Origin of the sequence: Ruegeria sp. SCP11 (assembly GCF_040329455.1) — a bacterium.
In the GTDB taxonomy this organism is placed as follows: Bacteria; Pseudomonadota; Alphaproteobacteria; order Rhodobacterales; family Rhodobacteraceae; genus Ruegeria; species Ruegeria atlantica_E.
This window is the reverse complement of record NZ_JBDZYG010000002.1, coordinates 223,054-239,402: the sequence shown is the minus strand read 5'-3', so window position 1 is coordinate 239,402 and position 16,349 is coordinate 223,054. Positions and strand designations below refer to the sequence as shown.

14 protein-coding genes are annotated in these 16,349 nt (G+C 58.0%); 11 read left to right on the top strand and 3 right to left on the bottom strand.

Annotated features, from left to right (window positions below; all coding sequences use genetic code 11):
• The first annotated feature begins 6 nt into the window (after positions 1–6).
• From ABLN94_RS04210 to ABLN94_RS04160, 11 genes are all read left to right on the top strand, one after another.
• A complete protein-coding gene (locus ABLN94_RS04210; protein WP_352989528.1) occupies positions 7–1,155 on the top strand; it encodes an SPFH domain-containing protein in 1,149 nt (382 codons plus the stop codon).
• 34 nt (positions 1,156–1,189) lie between these two features.
• A complete protein-coding gene (locus ABLN94_RS04205; protein WP_352989525.1) occupies positions 1,190–2,281 on the top strand; it encodes a TFIIB-type zinc finger domain-containing protein in 1,092 nt (363 codons plus the stop codon).
• A 99-nt stretch (positions 2,282–2,380) separates the two neighbouring features.
• A complete protein-coding gene (locus ABLN94_RS04200) occupies positions 2,381–3,049 on the top strand; it encodes a nitroreductase (protein WP_352989522.1) in 669 nt (222 codons plus the stop codon).
• Between the two features lie 21 nt (positions 3,050–3,070).
• The gene (gene dtd, locus ABLN94_RS04195) at positions 3,071–3,508 is read left to right on the top strand and encodes a D-aminoacyl-tRNA deacylase (protein ID WP_352989519.1); all 438 of its coding nucleotides are present in this window, start codon (positions 3,071–3,073) and stop codon (positions 3,506–3,508) included.
• The gene (locus tag ABLN94_RS04190; RefSeq protein ID WP_352989516.1) at positions 3,508–4,611 is read left to right on the top strand and encodes a glycerate kinase type-2 family protein; all 1,104 of its coding nucleotides are present in this window, start codon (positions 3,508–3,510) and stop codon (positions 4,609–4,611) included. The genes dtd and ABLN94_RS04190 overlap by 1 nt, the downstream gene beginning before the upstream one ends.
• Positions 4,612–4,662: 51 nt before the next feature.
• Positions 4,663–5,385 (top strand): hypothetical protein, encoded by a 723-nt coding sequence (locus ABLN94_RS04185; RefSeq protein WP_352989513.1) that lies wholly within the window; start codon positions 4,663–4,665, stop codon positions 5,383–5,385.
• Positions 5,382–6,965 (top strand): ABC transporter substrate-binding protein, encoded by a 1,584-nt coding sequence (locus ABLN94_RS04180; RefSeq protein WP_170490144.1) that lies wholly within the window; start codon positions 5,382–5,384, stop codon positions 6,963–6,965. Before ABLN94_RS04185 ends, ABLN94_RS04180 begins: the two co-directional genes overlap by 4 nt.
• A 15-nt stretch (positions 6,966–6,980) precedes the next feature.
• Entirely contained in the window at positions 6,981–7,937 is a 957-nt protein-coding gene (locus ABLN94_RS04175) for an ABC transporter permease (protein ID WP_170490147.1), read from the top strand.
• Positions 7,937–8,752 (top strand): ABC transporter permease, encoded by an 816-nt coding sequence (locus ABLN94_RS04170; RefSeq protein WP_170490371.1) that lies wholly within the window; start codon positions 7,937–7,939, stop codon positions 8,750–8,752. Before ABLN94_RS04175 ends, ABLN94_RS04170 begins: the two co-directional genes overlap by 1 nt.
• Entirely contained in the window at positions 8,749–10,386 is a 1,638-nt protein-coding gene (locus ABLN94_RS04165) for an ABC transporter ATP-binding protein (RefSeq protein ID WP_352989510.1), read from the top strand. Before ABLN94_RS04170 ends, ABLN94_RS04165 begins: the two co-directional genes overlap by 4 nt.
• 149 nt (positions 10,387–10,535) lie before the next feature.
• Positions 10,536–11,372 carry an alkaline phosphatase family protein gene (locus tag ABLN94_RS04160; protein ID WP_352989507.1) on the top strand — a complete coding sequence of 279 codons (837 nt, stop codon included), beginning with the start codon at positions 10,536–10,538 and terminating at the stop codon, positions 11,370–11,372.
• Here ABLN94_RS04160 and ABLN94_RS04155 read toward each other — a convergent pair whose 3' ends face one another.
• The 3 genes from ABLN94_RS04155 to ABLN94_RS04145 all read right to left on the bottom strand — a co-directional run bounded on the left by ABLN94_RS04155 (position 11,373) and on the right by ABLN94_RS04145 (position 16,165).
• Positions 11,373–12,296, bottom strand: a complete 924-nt coding sequence (locus tag ABLN94_RS04155) for an alpha/beta hydrolase (protein WP_352989504.1) — start codon at positions 12,294–12,296, stop codon at positions 11,373–11,375.
• 13 nt (positions 12,297–12,309) lie between these two features.
• Positions 12,310–14,199 carry an acyl-CoA synthetase gene (locus ABLN94_RS04150; RefSeq protein WP_352989502.1) on the bottom strand — a complete coding sequence of 630 codons (1,890 nt, stop codon included), beginning with the start codon at positions 14,197–14,199 and terminating at the stop codon, positions 12,310–12,312.
• A 157-nt stretch (positions 14,200–14,356) separates the two neighbouring features.
• Entirely contained in the window at positions 14,357–16,165 is a 1,809-nt protein-coding gene (locus tag ABLN94_RS04145; RefSeq protein ID WP_352989499.1) for an ABC transporter transmembrane domain-containing protein, read from the bottom strand.
• Positions 16,166–16,349: the final 184 nt, after the last annotated feature.

Here is a 16,349-nt window from a genome sequence, read left to right as displayed (position 1 = left end):
ACCCCAATGGGTATTTTCGATTTTCTGACCGGAGAATTTATTGACGTCATTCACTGGGTCGACGACACCCGTGACACCATGGTCTGGCGGTTCGAACGCGAAGGCCATGAGATCAAATACGGCGCCAAGCTAACCGTACGCGAAGGTCAGGCGGCCGTGTTTGTTCATGAAGGGCAGCTGGCCGATGTGTTCACACCGGGTCTCTATATGCTTGAGACCAACAATATGCCGATCATGACGACCCTACAGCATTGGGATCACGGCTTTCAGTCTCCGTTCAAGTCCGAGATCTATTTCGTCAACACGACACGGTTCAATGATCTGAAATGGGGCACCAAGAACCCGATCATGCTGCGTGACCCGGAATTTGGTCCAACCCGCATTCGGGCCTTCGGCACATATACGGTGCGCGTGAAGGATGCGGCGAAGTTCCTGATCGAGATCGTGGGCACCGATGGTGAATTCACCATGGACGAGATCAGCTTTCAGATCCGCAACATCATCGTGCAGGAGTTCAGCCGTGTGATCGCAGGTTCTGGCATCCCGGTTCTGGACATGGCCGCCAACACTGCCGATCTGGGCAAGCTGATTGCAGCTGAAGTCTCGCCCGTGCTGGATGGTTATGGCCTGGAGATGCCCGAGTTCTACATCGAGAACATATCGCTGCCCCCAGCGGTCGAGGCAGCGCTGGACAAACGGACCTCGATGGGGTTGGCGGGCGATCTAGGTAAGTTCACCCAATATTCCGCAGCCGAAGCGATGACGGCAGCCGCCAACAATCCCGGTCAGAGTGGCGGTATGGGTGCCGGTCTTGGCATGGGGATGGGTATGGCAATGGCTAACCAGATGGCGAACATGGCAGCGGGTCAACCGAGCGGCCCGTGGGGCAGTTCCGCTCCCGCTGCCCCGCAACCGTCATCGCATGCGACGCCGCCACCTCCTCCGCCGGTTGAGCATGTTTGGCATATCGCGGTGGATGGTCAGACCAGCGGTCCATTCTCGAAGGCCAAAATGGGACGCATGGCGACAGACGGAGAGATCACTCGAGACACACACGTCTGGACCGCCGGTCAGGATGGTTGGAAGAAGGCCGGGGAGGTACAGGAACTGGCCCAGCTATTCACCATTCTACCGCCGCCACCGCCCGGAGCGTGAGCTTCAAACGCCGGTGCATAAGTAAGGCTGCCTGATGACCGAAGAACACAGATTCCCCTGCGAACAATGTGGCGCGGATTACAGGTTCAACCCCAGTGATGGTAGTCTGACCTGCGACCATTGCGGGCATTCCGAATCTATTGGCACCGGTCCTTGGGGCGGTGCCAGCCTGAAAGAGTTGGATTTCGACGCGGCCCTAGCCAACCGTCTGCCCGACAGCGAGATCGAGGAGACCCGCGTTCTGTCGTGCCCCAACTGCGCGGCTCAGGTCGAGTTTGACCCCGCCACCCACGCCGCAGAATGCCCGTTCTGTGCCACTCCTGTAGTGACGGACACCGGAATCAACCGTCATATCAAACCACGGGGTGTGCTGCCTTTTGCCCTGGACGAACGCGCAGCGCATAAGGCGATGGGGGATTGGCTGGGGCGGCTTTGGTTTGCGCCCAACGGCTTGAAGGATTACGCCCGCAAAGGCCGCAAGATGCAGGGCATCTATGTGCCCTACTGGACATTTGATGCGGACACGCAGTCCAGCTATCGCGGCGAACGTGGCACGGTTTACTATGAAACCCGTACCGTTATGCGGGATGGCAAACGCGTTCAGCAGCAGGTGCCCAAGGTGCGGTGGTCTCCGAAATCCGGGCGCGTGAAGCGGTTTTTTGACGATGTACTGGTGCTGGCGTCACAATCTCTGCCCAAAAGCTACACTGACGCGCTGGAACCCTGGGATTTGCCAGCGTTGGAACCCTATCAACCGGAGTACCTGGCCGGTTTCCGGGCCGAGGCCTATACGGTCGAATTGCAGGACGGCTACACCGAGGCCCGAGGGTACATGGCGCGGGTAATCGAACGGGATGTGCGTTTCGATATCGGCGGGGATCGTCAGCGCATCCACGCAATTGATACGGATGTGCGGGATGTGACGTTCAAGCATATCCTGCTGCCGGTCTGGATGGCGGCCTACAAATATCGCAGCCAGACCTATCGTTTTGTGGTGAATGGACGCACCGGCCGCGTTCAGGGGGAGCGCCCTTGGTCGGCAATCAAAGTCACGATCGCCGTGGTTTTCGGTCTGCTAGTGGCCGCTGGCATCGGGTATCTGATGGCGACCGGCCAGCAAGGATGAGATAGACAGAATACGCACAAAACAGGCGCTGGTAGCGCTTGAACTTCCATCTATCAGACGCCATTGTGCGCCGCGTCAACGCCGGGGCGGGAGGCCAGAGTGACGCTAGCCGATTTGAACCAATTGCTGACCGCACGACATTCCTGTCGGGCGTTTCTTCCCGACGTGGTACCGAAGGAACAGATTGAACAAATCCTGACAAGTGCCGCGCGTGCGCCCAGTTGGTGCAACGCCCAGCCCTGGCATGTCGTCATCACCAGTGGCGAAGAGACCAACCTATTTCGCACGGCAATGCAGGCCGAGGCCACAACCGGCACGCCTACCCCAGACCTGCCCTTTCCGACCTCTTATACCGGTGTGTATCAGGACCGCCGCCGAGCGTGCGGTTGGGCTCTGTACGAAGCCGTGGGAGTCGAACGCGGCGACCGTGCGGGCTCGGCCCGACAGATGATGGAGAACTTCTCTCTGTTCGGCGCGCCGCACTGCGCTATCCTCACCAGCCCGGCAGAGCTTGGAGCATATGGCGCGATGGATTGTGGCGGCTTCGTCACCGCCTTTTCGCTGGCCGCGCAGGCGCTTGGCATAGCCACGATCCCGCAGGCAGCGCTGGCGTCCTACAGCCCATTTCTGCGCCGCTATTTCGATATCCCCGAGGATAGGATGGTTCTGTGCGCGATCTCGTTTGGATATGCCGAGAACAATCACCCTGCCAACAGCTTTCGCACCGACCGCGCCGACCTGGATGAGATCGTCGACTGGGTCGGATAACACAAAACGCGGAGAAAGAGATTGCGCGCAGTTCTGCAAAGAGTTTCCCAGGCCAGTGTCTCGGTCGACGGTGAGGTAATCGGCCAGACCGGACCGGGACTGATGATCCTTGTCTGCGCGATGCAGGGCGATGATGAGGCCAAGGCCGATCAACTGGCCGCCAAGGTTTCCAAACTGCGTATCTTTAAAGATGATGCCGGTAAAATGAACCGCTCGGTGAAGGATATTGAGGGCTCGGCGCTGGTGATCAGCCAGTTCACGCTGGCGGCGGATACGTCTCGCGGCAACAGACCGGGTTTTTCCGAAGCAGCTCCACCGGATAGGGGCGAACATCTGTACATGGTCTTCGCCCAGCGACTTCGAGATTACGGAGTGCCCGTCGAAACCGGGCAATTCGGCGCGGATATGGCGGTTGAGCTGGTCAATGACGGGCCGGTCACGATTTGGATGGAAAGCTGATGGACAGAAAAGAACAGGCAACTCGCATCTGGCAGGCCGGTGTAGACGCCGTCGGTGGTCACGCTGCAACGAGCAAGGTGCTGAGCGCTATCTCCGCACCCGACCAGATTTTGGCCGTCGGCAAACCCGCCGCAGCCATGGCCCGCGCCGCACTGGAACATTTCGGGCCGCGGCCGACGCTGGTCGTGACCAAGGATGACCACGGGCGTGACCTACCAGAGCATGTGAAGGTTATTGAAGCTTCACACCCGGTTCCGGATGCGCGGAGTCTTCAAGGTGGCCAAGCTCTGCGGGAAGCGGTCGAGGCCATGGATCCGGACTCACATCTTCTGTTGTTAGTGTCGGGCGGCGCGTCCTCTTTGGCCGAAGATCTACTGCCGGGTAAAACGCTGGACGATCTGGAGCAGCTGAACAAAAAGCTCCTGTCGGAAGGATTGGACATCACCGCGATGAACGCAGAACGGCGCAAGCTGTCGCGCATCAAGGGCGGCGGGTTATTGTCCCATTTCAATGGCGATAAAGCGACCATTCTGGCAATTTCCGATGTACCCGGTGATGACCTGAAGGTGGTTGGTTCGGGGATCGGTGCGCTGCCTGCTTCGGTCAGTTTTCAAGCAAACACGCAGATTGTCGCTTCCAACGCCCATGCCCGGGAAGCCGCAATGGAACAAGCCCGAGACGAAGGTTTCACCGTGCATGCCAACGAAGAGTGCCTACACGACAATTTCCTGAATGTCGCCAAAACCCTAGGCGAACGCATTCGCAACATGCCCACCGGCGTCATGGTGTTTGGTGGAGAACCGACAGTGGTTTTGCCAGAGAATCCTGGGCGTGGAGGTCGCAACCAAGCTCTTGCTTTGGCACTGGCTCAAGAGATTGCCGGAAAACAAGGTATAACGGTGGTTGTGGGTGGAACCGACGGCACGGATGGGCCCACTCAGGCCGCCGGAGCAGTTGTGGACGGTACAACATGGGGTGACGGCGCTGACTTGGCTTTACAGAATGCGGACAGCGGCAGTTATTTGGAACGCGCAGGGGCCTTGCTGGTGACGGGACCGACTGGAACTAACGTGATGGACCTGGTTGTCGCAATCCGCGCATGATTTGACGATTTCGGGGGCGCCCGGGTTACAAAACCCCCGGACAGTATCGCAATGACGCCGCCTGAAATCGAGCTACGTAAAATCGAAATTCCTACCGACATTGGCATCAAATTGCCCAATGGCTACCGCCTTTCTGCTCGGATCGGGCGTCCCGAGAACGCGGCAGAGGACCCAATTCCTGCTATTCTGGAGCTTCCGTCCTATCGCGGGCGCGACAGCGAAGAGCTGATAGAGAACAGATACGCCTGCCCACACACCTCAGCCAGGCAGCCGCTGAACCACGTTATGACACGCGAGTTGTACAATCCGCTGCGCGTGGAACCGGGCATGGTTTCAAGCGAAACACGCCCGCTATTCGAAGATGATTGCGGTCTGACCACAAAAAACAACCACGATTCATCTCACAGCGGCACAGCTTTCGAAAGCTGGGCGATATCCCCTACGGATCCGCTGTCCGCGCGGTTTTATTGTATAAGGACGCAGGAGATCAGTCGGAATGACATTGCTCTTCGTACTGATGAAAATTGCGAAATATGGCAAGACAAGGCCACCTGCATCCCGATGGCAAAAATGAATGCCTTTGAGGATAAAAGCTTGATATCATCGAGCGAACTTGAGGAATCCGCGCCACGGGATCAAATGTGGTTTTTGGGCACGCGGAGGCGAGACATTTGCCCTTGCCCGTCCGACAGAATTCCGCCTAACTTGACTCACGCGTCAATAAAAAGCCCACCAAGGGCTGACAATACACTCAACTGGGAGATCTTTGAATGAATGAACAACTCACTCACATGACCAAACAGGTCACAGCTGGCAAGCTGACCCGCCGTGATTTCATGGGGAAAGCGGCTGCTTTGGGTGTGTCTGCGGCAATGGCAAGCACCATGTTCGCCGACGCTGCACGTGCGGCGGACCCGAAAAAGGGCGGCGATTTGAAGATTGGCTCCATTGGTGGCGAATCGACGAACTCTCTCGATCCGGCGTCTTATGCGAGCCAAGTGCCTGCGCTCAACGGACGCCAGTTCGGTGACACCCTGGTCGTGGTATCGCCGGACGGTTCGATCGAGTCGCGCCTAGCCGAAAGTGTTGAAGCCAGCGCAGACGCCAAGACGTGGAACTTCAAGATCCGCCCAGGTGTCGAATTTCACAACGGCAAGACTCTGACGAGCGAAGACGTCTTGAAAACAATGCAGCGTCATTCGGACGAAAACTCAAAATCTGGTGCCCTGGGCATCATGAAAGAAATTGAGTCGATGAAAGCCGATGGCGACGTGTTCTCTGTCACATTGAACAACCCAAACGCCGACTTGCCATACCTCATGGCGGACTATCACCTGATCATCCAACCGGACGGTGGTATGGACAATCCGGCTGCGGGCATCGGCACTGGCCCCTACAAGCTTGAGGTGGACGAGCCGGGCGTGCGCCACGCCTTTACGAAGTTCGAGAACTACTGGGCCGACGATGGCCATTTCGACAGCGTCGAAATTATCGCCATCAATGACTCCACGGCGCGTACAGCTGCGCTTCAGTCCGGTCAGGTGCACCTGATAAACCGGGTTGAGCCCAAGGTTGCAGGGCTTTTGGGCCGCGCACCGGGCCTGTCCGTACAGCCGACAACGGGTCGCGGGCACTATGTCTTCATCATGCATGTTGACACGGCACCGTTCGACAATCTCGAACTCCGGCTTGCTCTTAAACACGCGATCAACCGCGAGGAACTGGTCGAAAAAATCCTTCAGGGTTATGGCAGCGTCGGCAACGACATCCCGATCAACGCCGCCTACCCTCTCTTTGACGATACAATCCCGCAGCGTACGTTCGACCTCGAAAAAGCAGCCGAGCACTATAAAAAGTCCGGCCATGATGGGTCGCCGATCGTGCTGCGCACTTCCGAGGTTGCCTTCCCGGGCGCTGTGGATGCAGCTCAGCTCTTCCAGCAAAGTGCCGCCGCGGCCGGTATTCCACTCGTGATCGAGCGCGAACCGGGCGATGGTTACTGGTCCGAAGTCTGGAACGTCCAACCATTCTGCGCATCCTACTGGACCGGTCGTCCGGTGCAGGACCAGATGTACTCCACCGCGTATCTCTCGACTGCAGACTGGAACGACACGCGCTGGAAGCGTTCGGAGTTCGACGACATGCTGAACAAAGCCAAGGGCGAGCTCGACACCGCTAAGCGGAAAGAACTCTATTCCCAGATGGGCCGTTTGCTGAACGAAGAGGGCGGCCTGATCTGCCCGATGTTCAATCAGTTCATCGACGGTGTCAGCGATCAGCTTGCCGGTTGGGAACCTGACCCATACGACGAGCTGATGGGTGGCCAGGCCACGCGCAAGATGTGGTTCGCGTAAATCGGGCTACGGTTAATGCATCCCATCATCAAACTGGTTTCCCAGCGCCTTGCGCTGGGAGTCCTGCTTCTCTTCGGTGCATCGGCTCTGATTTTCGGCCTCACTGAAGCCCTGCCGGGGGACGCTGCGCAAGCGGTCCTTGGCCAAGCCGCAACCCCCGAATCCCTTGCCAACCTGCGCGAGGAAATGGGCCTCAACCGCCCCGCCCTGACCCGCTATTTCGAATGGCTGGGTGGCATTGTGCAGGGCGATCTTGGTCAATCCCTGACAAACAAGCTCGACATCGCAGACAGTATCGGCAAACGCTTGGGCAACACTCTGTTCCTCGCCTGCGCCGCGGCGATCGTGTCAGTTCCGCTTGCTATTTTTCTGGGCCTTCTGGCCGTCCGGTTCCGCAACCGCTGGCCGGATAAACTGATCTCTGCCGTCACGCTTACGACAGTGTCGATCCCGGAATTTCTGATCGGCTATGTGGTGGTCTATTTCATCTCGGTAAAATTGGGGTGGTTTTCTTCGCTGGCGATGATCAATGACTCCATGTCCTTCGGTCAAAAGCTTTACGCGATCGCTCTGCCCGCTTTCGTGCTGACACTGGTGGTGTTGGCGCAGATGATGCGAATGACGCGCGCGGCGATTTTGAACCTGATGCAATCGGCCTATATCGAGACGGCTGAATTGAAAGGGCTGACCACCTTTCAGGTTATCGCGCGGCACGCCTTTCCCAACGCGATTTCACCCATCGTCAACGTCGTTATGCTGAACTTGGCCTATCTGGTGGTCGGCGTGGTCGTCGTCGAGGTGGTGTTCGTCTATCCCGGAATGGGTCAATACTTGGTGGACTCGGTGACCAAGCGTGACGTACCGGTTGTTCTGGCCTGCGGTGTCGTGTTCGCCGCCGTCTATATAGGCCTGAACATGGTTGCCGATATCGTGTCGATCCTCGCCAATCCAAGACTGAGGCATCCGAAATGATCAAGAATATCCCTATTTCGGCATTGATCGGTCTGTTTTTTACTGGCCTCTACTTCATCGTGGCTTTCACTGCCCCTTTGATTGCGCCCTACGGTATGGCCGAGGTCGTTGGCGACGTTTGGGAACCTTCGAGCGCTGAACACCTGCTGGGCACCGACAACATCGGACGCGACCTGCTGACCCGTATGATCTATGGCGGGCGCACGACCATCTTCATTGCGGCGGCGGCCACGATTCTCAGTTTTGTCACCGGCACGTCCTTGGGTCTGCTGGCAGCAGTTCTGGGCGGATGGGCTGATCAGGTGCTTAGCCGAGCGGTTGACCTGATCATGTCGATCCCGACCCTGATTTTGGCGCTGGTCATTCTGGCGATTGTTCCGGTGACCATCCCGATCCTGATACTAGTGATGGGTCTGCTTGATGCCACACGCCCGTATCGCCTTTCGCGTTCTGTCGCCGTCGACATCAACGTAATGGACTACGTCGAGGCCGCCAAGTTGCGCGGCGAGGGGCGGGTTTGGATCATCTTCCGGGAAATCCTGCCGAATGCTCTGTCTCCACTGGTGGCCGAGTTCGGTCTGCGGTTCATCTTCATGGTCCTTTTCATCTCGACCCTGTCCTTCCTGGGTCTGGGTGTGCAGCCGCCACTGGCGGACTGGGGCGGCATCGTGAAGGAGAACAAGGACGGCATCGTTTACGGTATCGGCGCGGCACTGTACCCCGCCGTCGCTATCGCGACGCTGGCAATATCGGTCAACCTTGTGGCTGACTGGGTCCTGAACCGCACCACATCGCTGAAAGGAGGTCGGGGATGAGTGATACCCTTCTCAAGGTCCGCGACCTCAAAATCGGCGCGACCGTCTATCCGCCGGGAGAAAAACCCCATGACATCGAAATCGTGCACGGGGTCAGCTTTGACCTCGAGCGTGGCAAAGTGCTGGGCCTGATCGGTGAATCCGGTGCTGGTAAGTCCACCATTGGTCTAGCCTCGATGGCCTATGGCCGGGGTGGCGTGAAGATCACCGGCGGCGAGGTTTGGGTTAACGGACGCGATATCCTGAAGACCTCACAGGGCGATATTCGCAAGCTGCGCGGGGGGGAAGTCACCTATGTCTCGCAATCCGCTGCGGCGTCCTTCAACCCTGCCAAGAAGATCATGGATCAGGTGGTCGAGGCCGCGGTCGAACAGAAAAAGTTCAGCCGCAAAGAAGCCGAGGGCCGCGCGCGGGAGCTGTTCGCCAAACTAGGTCTGCCCGACCCGGATAATATCGGCGACCGTTACCCGCACCAGGTTTCGGGTGGTCAGTTGCAACGCTGCATGACCGCGCTGGCGCTGTGCCCCGAACCTGATCTGGTTGTGTTCGACGAGCCGACCACGGCACTTGATGTGACCACGCAGATTGATGTTCTGATGGCGATCAAAGAAGCCATCGCTGACACCGGCGTTGCCGCGCTCTACATCACGCACGACCTTGCGGTTGTTGCGCAGGTGAGCGACGACATCATGGTTCTGCGCATGGGCAACACGGTCGAGTACGGCCACACCGACCAGATCATCAACAACCCACAGGAAGAGTATACCAAGGCTCTGGTCTCGGTCCGCTCGATCGAACATGAAGAGAAACAGCCCACACCTGAACCGGTGCTGAGCGTAGACGGCATCACCGCGCGCTACAAAGGGCTGAATTTCGACGTGTTGCACAACGTCAATGTCGAGCTTCATCCGGGGCAGACGCTGGCGGTTGTGGGTGAGTCCGGCTCGGGTAAATCCACGCTGGCGCGGGTAATCACCGGTCTGCTGCCTCCGCGTGACGGTGAGATCACCTTTGCTGGTCGAAAGCTTTCGCCAGACCTCAAGGGCCGCACCCGAGAAGACCTGCGCGAATTGCAGATGATCTACCAGATGGCCGACGTGGCAATGAACCCGCGTCAGACCGTCGGCACGATCATCGGGCGCCCGCTGGAGTTCTACTTCAATATGCGCGGCGCCGAGAAACGCAAGCGGATCGTCGAACTGCTGGATGAGATCGAACTGGGCGAGAAGTTCATCGACCGCTATCCGGCCGAACTCTCAGGTGGTCAGAAACAGCGTGTCTGTATCGCGCGCTCTCTGGCGGCAAAGCCCAAGATGATTATCTGCGATGAGGTCACGTCGGCTCTTGATCCTCTGGTGGCGGATGGCATCCTGAAACTGCTGCTCGATCTGCAGAAGATCGAGGATGTGGCCTATCTGTTCATCACTCACGATCTGGCAACGGTCCGCGCGATCAGCGACAGCATTGCGGTAATGTATCAGGGTCGGGTCGTGCGCTACGGCCCGAAATCACAGGTACTGAGCCCACCGTTTGACGACTATACCGACCTTCTGCTCAGCTCAGTGCCTGAGATGCATCTGGGATGGTTGGAAGAGGTTGTCGCCCATCGCAAAATGGAAAGCGCGGGGAACTGATCGCGCCTGAGACAGTCCTTTGAAAAGGAAAATCCCGGCATTTGTCTGATGACAGGTGTCGGGATTTTGCTATTGGGGGCGCGAACAGGCGACCCCATCGCAGTAAATCCCCTACGGTCGCCAGCAGGAATTAAAGAAAGGGTCAGGGAATGGACCGCAAACTCCTCCTCATCATTCTGGACGGTGTTCCATGGCGTAACTTCCGCCGCCTGTTCGGCAACCTTGAAGGCTGGGTCGACAGCGGCGAGGCGCAGGTCTGGAAACTGCGCGCGGTGCTGCCATCGACCTCGGCAAGCTGTTATGCCTCGATCCACACCGGCGTCACACCGCAGGAACATGGTTGCACCGGTAACGGCAATGTCTTCAGATTGAGCCATAAAGACGTGTTCAGCCAAGTACGTGAGGCAGAAGGCGTCACCGGTGCCGTTACTCACAGCTATTGGTCGCAATTCTTCAACCGTCACCCCTTCGATTACGTCCGTGACATCGAATATGACGAACCAGAGAGCAAGACGATCAACCACGGCCGTTTCCACAGCATGACCGGTTATGGCAAGGCCAATCAAATGACGCCTTCCGATGTTGATCTTTTTGGGACTCTGACCAACCTGTGCCTGCGGTTTGGGTTGGACTATGGCATCCTACACACCTGCACACTGGACAGCATGGGCCATCGTTTCTTCCACGATTGCGAGGAAATGGACCACGCCTGTTTCGTCGCAGACGAAATGCTGGCCCCCTTCATCCCCCGCTGGCGGCAGTTGGGCTATGAGGTCATTGTCACCGCCGACCACGGTCAGGATGAGCGCGGCCACCATGGCGGGCGCGGACCGTTGCAGCAGGAAACGGCCTTGTATTACTTCGGCGACGCCAAAGGGCCCGAGGCCGATGCAGTGATTGACCAGCTACAATTGGCACCCACGATCCTGGATCGCATGGGTGCGCCGATTGCAGAGACGATGAAGGCCAAACCGTTCCTGATTTAATCAGTCGTAGGACCAAATTCCCTGCCCCAATGCCTCAACGGCAATTGAGATTCGCTCAAAACTGTCTGCGGCGCGTTTCACCGATGTACGCGCCCGCAGATAGCCGTGCACGAGCCCCGGTTCATTGATCCAGTGCGCCCGGCCTCCTGCGGCAGTGATCTTGTCACAATAAGCCGCACCATCGTCGCGCAGTGGGTCGCAGTCGGCGGTCACCACCACGGTGGGCGGCAGGCCCGAGAAATCACCATCCTGTAAAGGCGCAAATGTCGGATCATTCTTCGGAACGGAGCCACCACAGCGCACTTTTTCGTAGAAATGGATTTCATCCAACGTCAAAAGCGGTGCTTGGGCGTGTTCAATATACGACCCTGCTGTGGGATCGCCGCCAAGGCCAGGATAAATTAGAACCTGCCCCAGCACGTTCACCAACTTCCCGCGACCATGCTGTGCAACGGCAGCCGCAAGATTGCCACCCGCGCTGTCGCCAGCCAGCACCAGAGGATCACCAAATTCCTCTGCCACCCAGTTCGTGGCGGCCCAACTGTCCTGAAACTGCGCTGGGTGGATGTGTTCGGGGCACAGGCGATAATCCACTGCAACAACCCGATACCCGGTCTGCGCGCAAATCTCGGCACACACGTCATCGTGGCTGTCCAGTCCCCCGACGACGAAACCGCCGCCATGGAAATAGACGACGGTTCGTGTTGGGTCTCCAGCCGTGTAGATGCGGACAGGCACGCCATCGGCGGACCTGTCCTGTACATCCAAACCAGAGGGACGGGGTTGGCGAAAGTCCTGACACATCTTGTTGTAGACACGGCGCTGATCCTCTACCGAGAGGTCGACCGCATCATCAGGGTAGCTTTCAGCCGTTCGCCTTATGAACGCCCATGTTTCTTCATCAATCAGACGTTCATAATCCATTGTCCCTCCGCAGTCAGGCAGCCCATTCCCATGGCCGGGTGAACGATCCCAGCACTTTACTGACATCGTCCTCGGATGAGCCGTTCGCGTCAAGCTGCGCGACAAGCCCGCGCTTTTTGTCGTCGATCACGGACGCGACGCGCGCGTCAATGCCAGCCTCTTCCAGCGCGCCGTTGTAGATGCGCGTGATCGCCTGTTTACGTAACTCGGGTTTGAAAACCTTGCCCACCGCTGTTTTCGGCAGTTCGTCCAAAATGGTCATATGCTTGGGTTGCGCCGCGCGTTCGTGGACATGCACACCGCAATACTCCATCAATTCCTTCTCGGTCACGCTGGCACCGTCGACCAGTTCGACAAAGGCGCAGGGAACCTCGCCCGAATAGGCGTCGGGCTGACCGATGGCACCGGCAAAGGCGACTGCGTCATGTCCCAGTAGAACCTCTTCGATCTCGGCCGGGTCGATGTTGTGACCGCCGCGAATAATCAGGTCCTTGGCGCGTCCGGTAATCCACAGATAGCCATCCTCGTCGAAGCGGCCCAGATCGCCTGTGCGCAGATACTTGTCGAAGTGATATAGATCCACGTTCTTATCGGTTTCAGTATAGGTGTTGCCAGCGTAGACACCGGGGTTCGAGATGCAGATTTCACCGATCTCATCCGCACCACATTCTTTCGGCCCGTCCGGACCGTCCTGTAGGATTTTCACGTCCGTGTACGGGAACGGAATACCGATCGAACCGATCTTCTTCTCACCATCCACCGGATTGCAGGAGACCAAGCAGGTCGCTTCGGTCAGACCATAGCCTTCGACGATGGTCACACCAGTTGCTTCCTCGAACCGGCGGAACAATTCGACGGGCAGTGGGGCCGAACCCGAGAAGGCAGTTTTCACGGTCGAGATATCCGCATCCACCGGGCGTTGCATCTTGGCGGCGATGGCGGTCGGCACGGTGATGATAAAGGTCACCTTCCAACGTTCGATCAGCTTCCAGAAATTGTCGAACACGCCATCGCCCCGATATCCTGCAGGGGTTGGGAAAATCACATGTGCACCCGAGGACACCGCAGCCATCACAATCACATGCACGGCAAAGACGTGGAACATGGGCAGCGGGCACATGATAACGTCTTCGTCAGAGAACAGCAGCGTGTTGCCTAGCCAACCATTGTAAATCAGCCCTGAATATTTATGCTGCGCCACTTTGGGCATGCCGGTCGTTCCGCCAGTATGAAAATAGCAGGCAACGCGATCTTCCTTACTGTCCTCGAAATTCAGTGTGGTTGGCTGTTTGGCCAGCTCTTTGTTGAAGTTCTTGTAATCAGCATGAGCCAAGTGCTCCTTGTCGCCCATCTTGGGGCGCAGGAACGGCACCAGCCATGATTTGGGCGGCGTCAGATAGCGGTTGAGGTCAATCTCAAGGATAGTTTTGACCTTGGGCGCATGACGCACCGCCTCTTCCACCTTTTGCGCCACATCGGCCTTGGGGAAGGATTTCAGCGTCACCACCACCTTGGCCCCGGTCTCACGCAGGATTGCGGCGATCTGTTCGGGCTCCAGCAGCGGGTTGATCGGGTTCACGATCCCGGCAACTGCGCCTCCCATCATAGTGATCAACGTCTCGTTGCTGTTGGGCAGCACATAGGCCACGACATCCTTTTCACCGATACCGAGTGAGCGGAACAGATTTGCGGCCTGATTGACCTTTCCCAGCAGTTCGGACCATGTCAGCGTTTCGGCCTTGTCGGTGGGGCCGGACAAAAGCTGAAAGCTTATCGCATTGTTGTTCGGGAATTTTTCTGCCGTGCGTGATAGCAGATGGTGGAAGGTGACCGGAACGTCCCGATCCTCCCACGGCATTTCCTGCTCCATCCTTGCCTTGTCTTCCAAACCCACAAAGGCCATGTGGTTCCTCCCTTATCTCTCCCGTGTCCGGCACAGGTTTTATCTCCACCGCCAAGATGGAAGCAAAACCGCGCAGGTTCAAGAAAGGCCTTAGCTGTGAAGGCGGCAAAGGGGTAGAATTACGCTGCGGAGCGAAGAGGCTTGTCCCTGCGTCACGTCACTCTGCGGCTATACCGTCGGTGAACTGAAGGCGTGCCAACCGAGCATAAAGCCCGTCCTGCGCCACCAGATCGTCATGGGTACCCTGCGCCACGATGCGCCCGGCCTCCATCACCACAATCCGATCAGCTTTTTTCACGGTCGCCAATCGGTGCGCCACGATTAGAGTGGTGCGACCCGCGCGCATTTGATCGACGGCCCCCTGAACCGCGCGTTCGCTTTCCGCGTCCAGCGCCGAGGTCGCCTCGTCCAGCAGCAGAACCGGCGCATCCCGCAGGATGGCGCGTGCAATGGCGATGCGTTGTTTCTGCCCGCCGGACAGCATCACGCCGCGCTCACCTACAAAGCTGTCATAGCCTTCGGGCAGCGCCGAAATGAACTCATGCGCGGCGGCGGCTTGGGCCGCGGCCTCAACTTCGGCGTCCGTTGCATCAAGGCGACCAAATCGAATGTTTTCGCGTGCCGAGGCAGCAAAGATCACCGGGTCCTGCGGCACCAGCGCCATGTGGCGGCGGAACTCGGCCCGGTCGATGTCACGCAGGTCAACGCCGTCGAGGCTGACCTGCCCCGAAGCCGGATCATAGAACCGCTGGATCATCTGGATGACGGTTGTTTTACCCGCACCCGACGGGCCAACAAAAGCCACGGTCTCACCGGGGTTCACCTTTAAAGTCAAATGCTCCAACGCCACGGCATCGGGGCGCGAAGGATAACGGAATGTTACGTCGTCAAAGCGGATGTCACCGCGCACCGGAGATGGCAGTGCCTTTGATCTGGCCGGATCGGTCACCGTGTCCTGGGCGTTCAACAGTTCGACCAGACGTTCGGTCGCACCAGCAGCACGCTGCAATTCGCTCCAGATTTCCGACAAGGCCGCAACCGATCCCGCCATGATGATCGAGTAGATCACGAACTGGATCAGCACACCCTCGGTCATCACGCCGTTGCGGACATCGTTTGCCCCCATCCACAGCACGCCGACAATGCCCGTGAAAACAAGGAAAATCACAATTACCGTCAGCACCGCTCGGGTCCGAATACGGCGTAGCGAAACCGCGTAAGAAGTCTCTGTCATGTCGCCGAACTGCTTGCGGCTGGCCTGTTCATGGGTAAAGGCCTGAACTGTTTGAACCGCGCCCAGCGCCTCACCCGCGTTTCCAGAAGAGGCCGCGATCCAGTCCTGATTTTCGCGGCTGATCACCCGCAGCCGGCGTCCAAGCACCAGAATTGGCACCACCACCAATGGGATCAGCAACAACACCATGCCGGTCAGCTTGGCCGAAGTCAGAAGCATCAGCGCCAAACCACCAATAAACAAAAGCATATTTCGCAACGCGATGGAGACCGACGAGCCCAGTACCGACTGAATCAACGTTGTGTCGGTAGTAATCCGGCTCAGCACCTCTCCGGTCATGATGCGTTCGTAGAACTCGGGGCTCATGCCGATGACACGGTCAAACACGGCCTTTCGGATATCGGCCACGACGCGCTCACCTAGCCGGGTCACCAGCGCGTAGCGTAGACCCGTCCCTACGGCTAGAACTGCGGCGATACCGAGGGCGGCCAGAAAGTACCACTCCAGCAGGTCACCGTCTTCGATGCGGAAATTATCGACCACACGGCGCACTGCCAACGGTAGCGCAAGGGTCATACTGGCGGTCAGCACCAACGCCACTGTCGCGCCCGCCATCAGCGTCCGATAGGGGCGCATAAAGGGCCACAGCGACTTCAGAACTCCAATTTTCTTGGACTTGGCGCGTTCTTCGCTAGCACCTGGTGCTGGACTGGCTGAGGCGGTTCTTGCCATGCTTGGCCCTTAGTTCATGTTCGTATTCGGATGACCGCTTCTTGGCGACAGTGAACGGCATGGTCAAGCTGTGCTGCACAAATTGCCACCTAGACAGGGCCTTTTGACGCAGAATTTCGGGGCTGACTTGGAGCGGGCGGCGGGAATCGAACCCGCTTCATCAGCTTGGAAGGCAAACGTCTAA

Excerpts from the sequence above, each read along its gene's own strand:
- ABLN94_RS04210 (WP_352989528.1), top strand. The coding sequence starts at position 7 with ATGGGTATTTTCGATTTTCTGACCGGAGAATTTATTGACGTCATTCAC.
- ABLN94_RS04205 (WP_352989525.1), top strand. The coding sequence starts at position 1,190 with ATGACCGAAGAACACAGATTCCCCTGCGAACAATGTGGCGCGGATTAC.
- ABLN94_RS04190 (WP_352989516.1), top strand. The coding sequence starts at position 3,508 with ATGGACAGAAAAGAACAGGCAACTCGCATCTGGCAGGCCGGTGTAGAC.
- ABLN94_RS04185 (WP_352989513.1), top strand. The coding sequence starts at position 4,663 with ATGACGCCGCCTGAAATCGAGCTACGTAAAATCGAAATTCCTACCGAC.
- ABLN94_RS04180 (WP_170490144.1), top strand. The coding sequence starts at position 5,382 with ATGAATGAACAACTCACTCACATGACCAAACAGGTCACAGCTGGCAAG.
- ABLN94_RS04175 (WP_170490147.1), top strand. The coding sequence starts at position 6,981 with ATGCATCCCATCATCAAACTGGTTTCCCAGCGCCTTGCGCTGGGAGTC.
- ABLN94_RS04165 (WP_352989510.1), top strand. The coding sequence starts at position 8,749 with ATGAGTGATACCCTTCTCAAGGTCCGCGACCTCAAAATCGGCGCGACC.
- ABLN94_RS04160 (WP_352989507.1), top strand. The coding sequence starts at position 10,536 with ATGGACCGCAAACTCCTCCTCATCATTCTGGACGGTGTTCCATGGCGT.
- ABLN94_RS04155 (WP_352989504.1), bottom strand. The coding sequence starts at position 12,296 with ATGGATTATGAACGTCTGATTGATGAAGAAACATGGGCGTTCATAAGG.
- ABLN94_RS04150 (WP_352989502.1), bottom strand. The coding sequence starts at position 14,199 with ATGGCCTTTGTGGGTTTGGAAGACAAGGCAAGGATGGAGCAGGAAATG.
- ABLN94_RS04145 (WP_352989499.1), bottom strand. The coding sequence starts at position 16,165 with ATGGCAAGAACCGCCTCAGCCAGTCCAGCACCAGGTGCTAGCGAAGAA.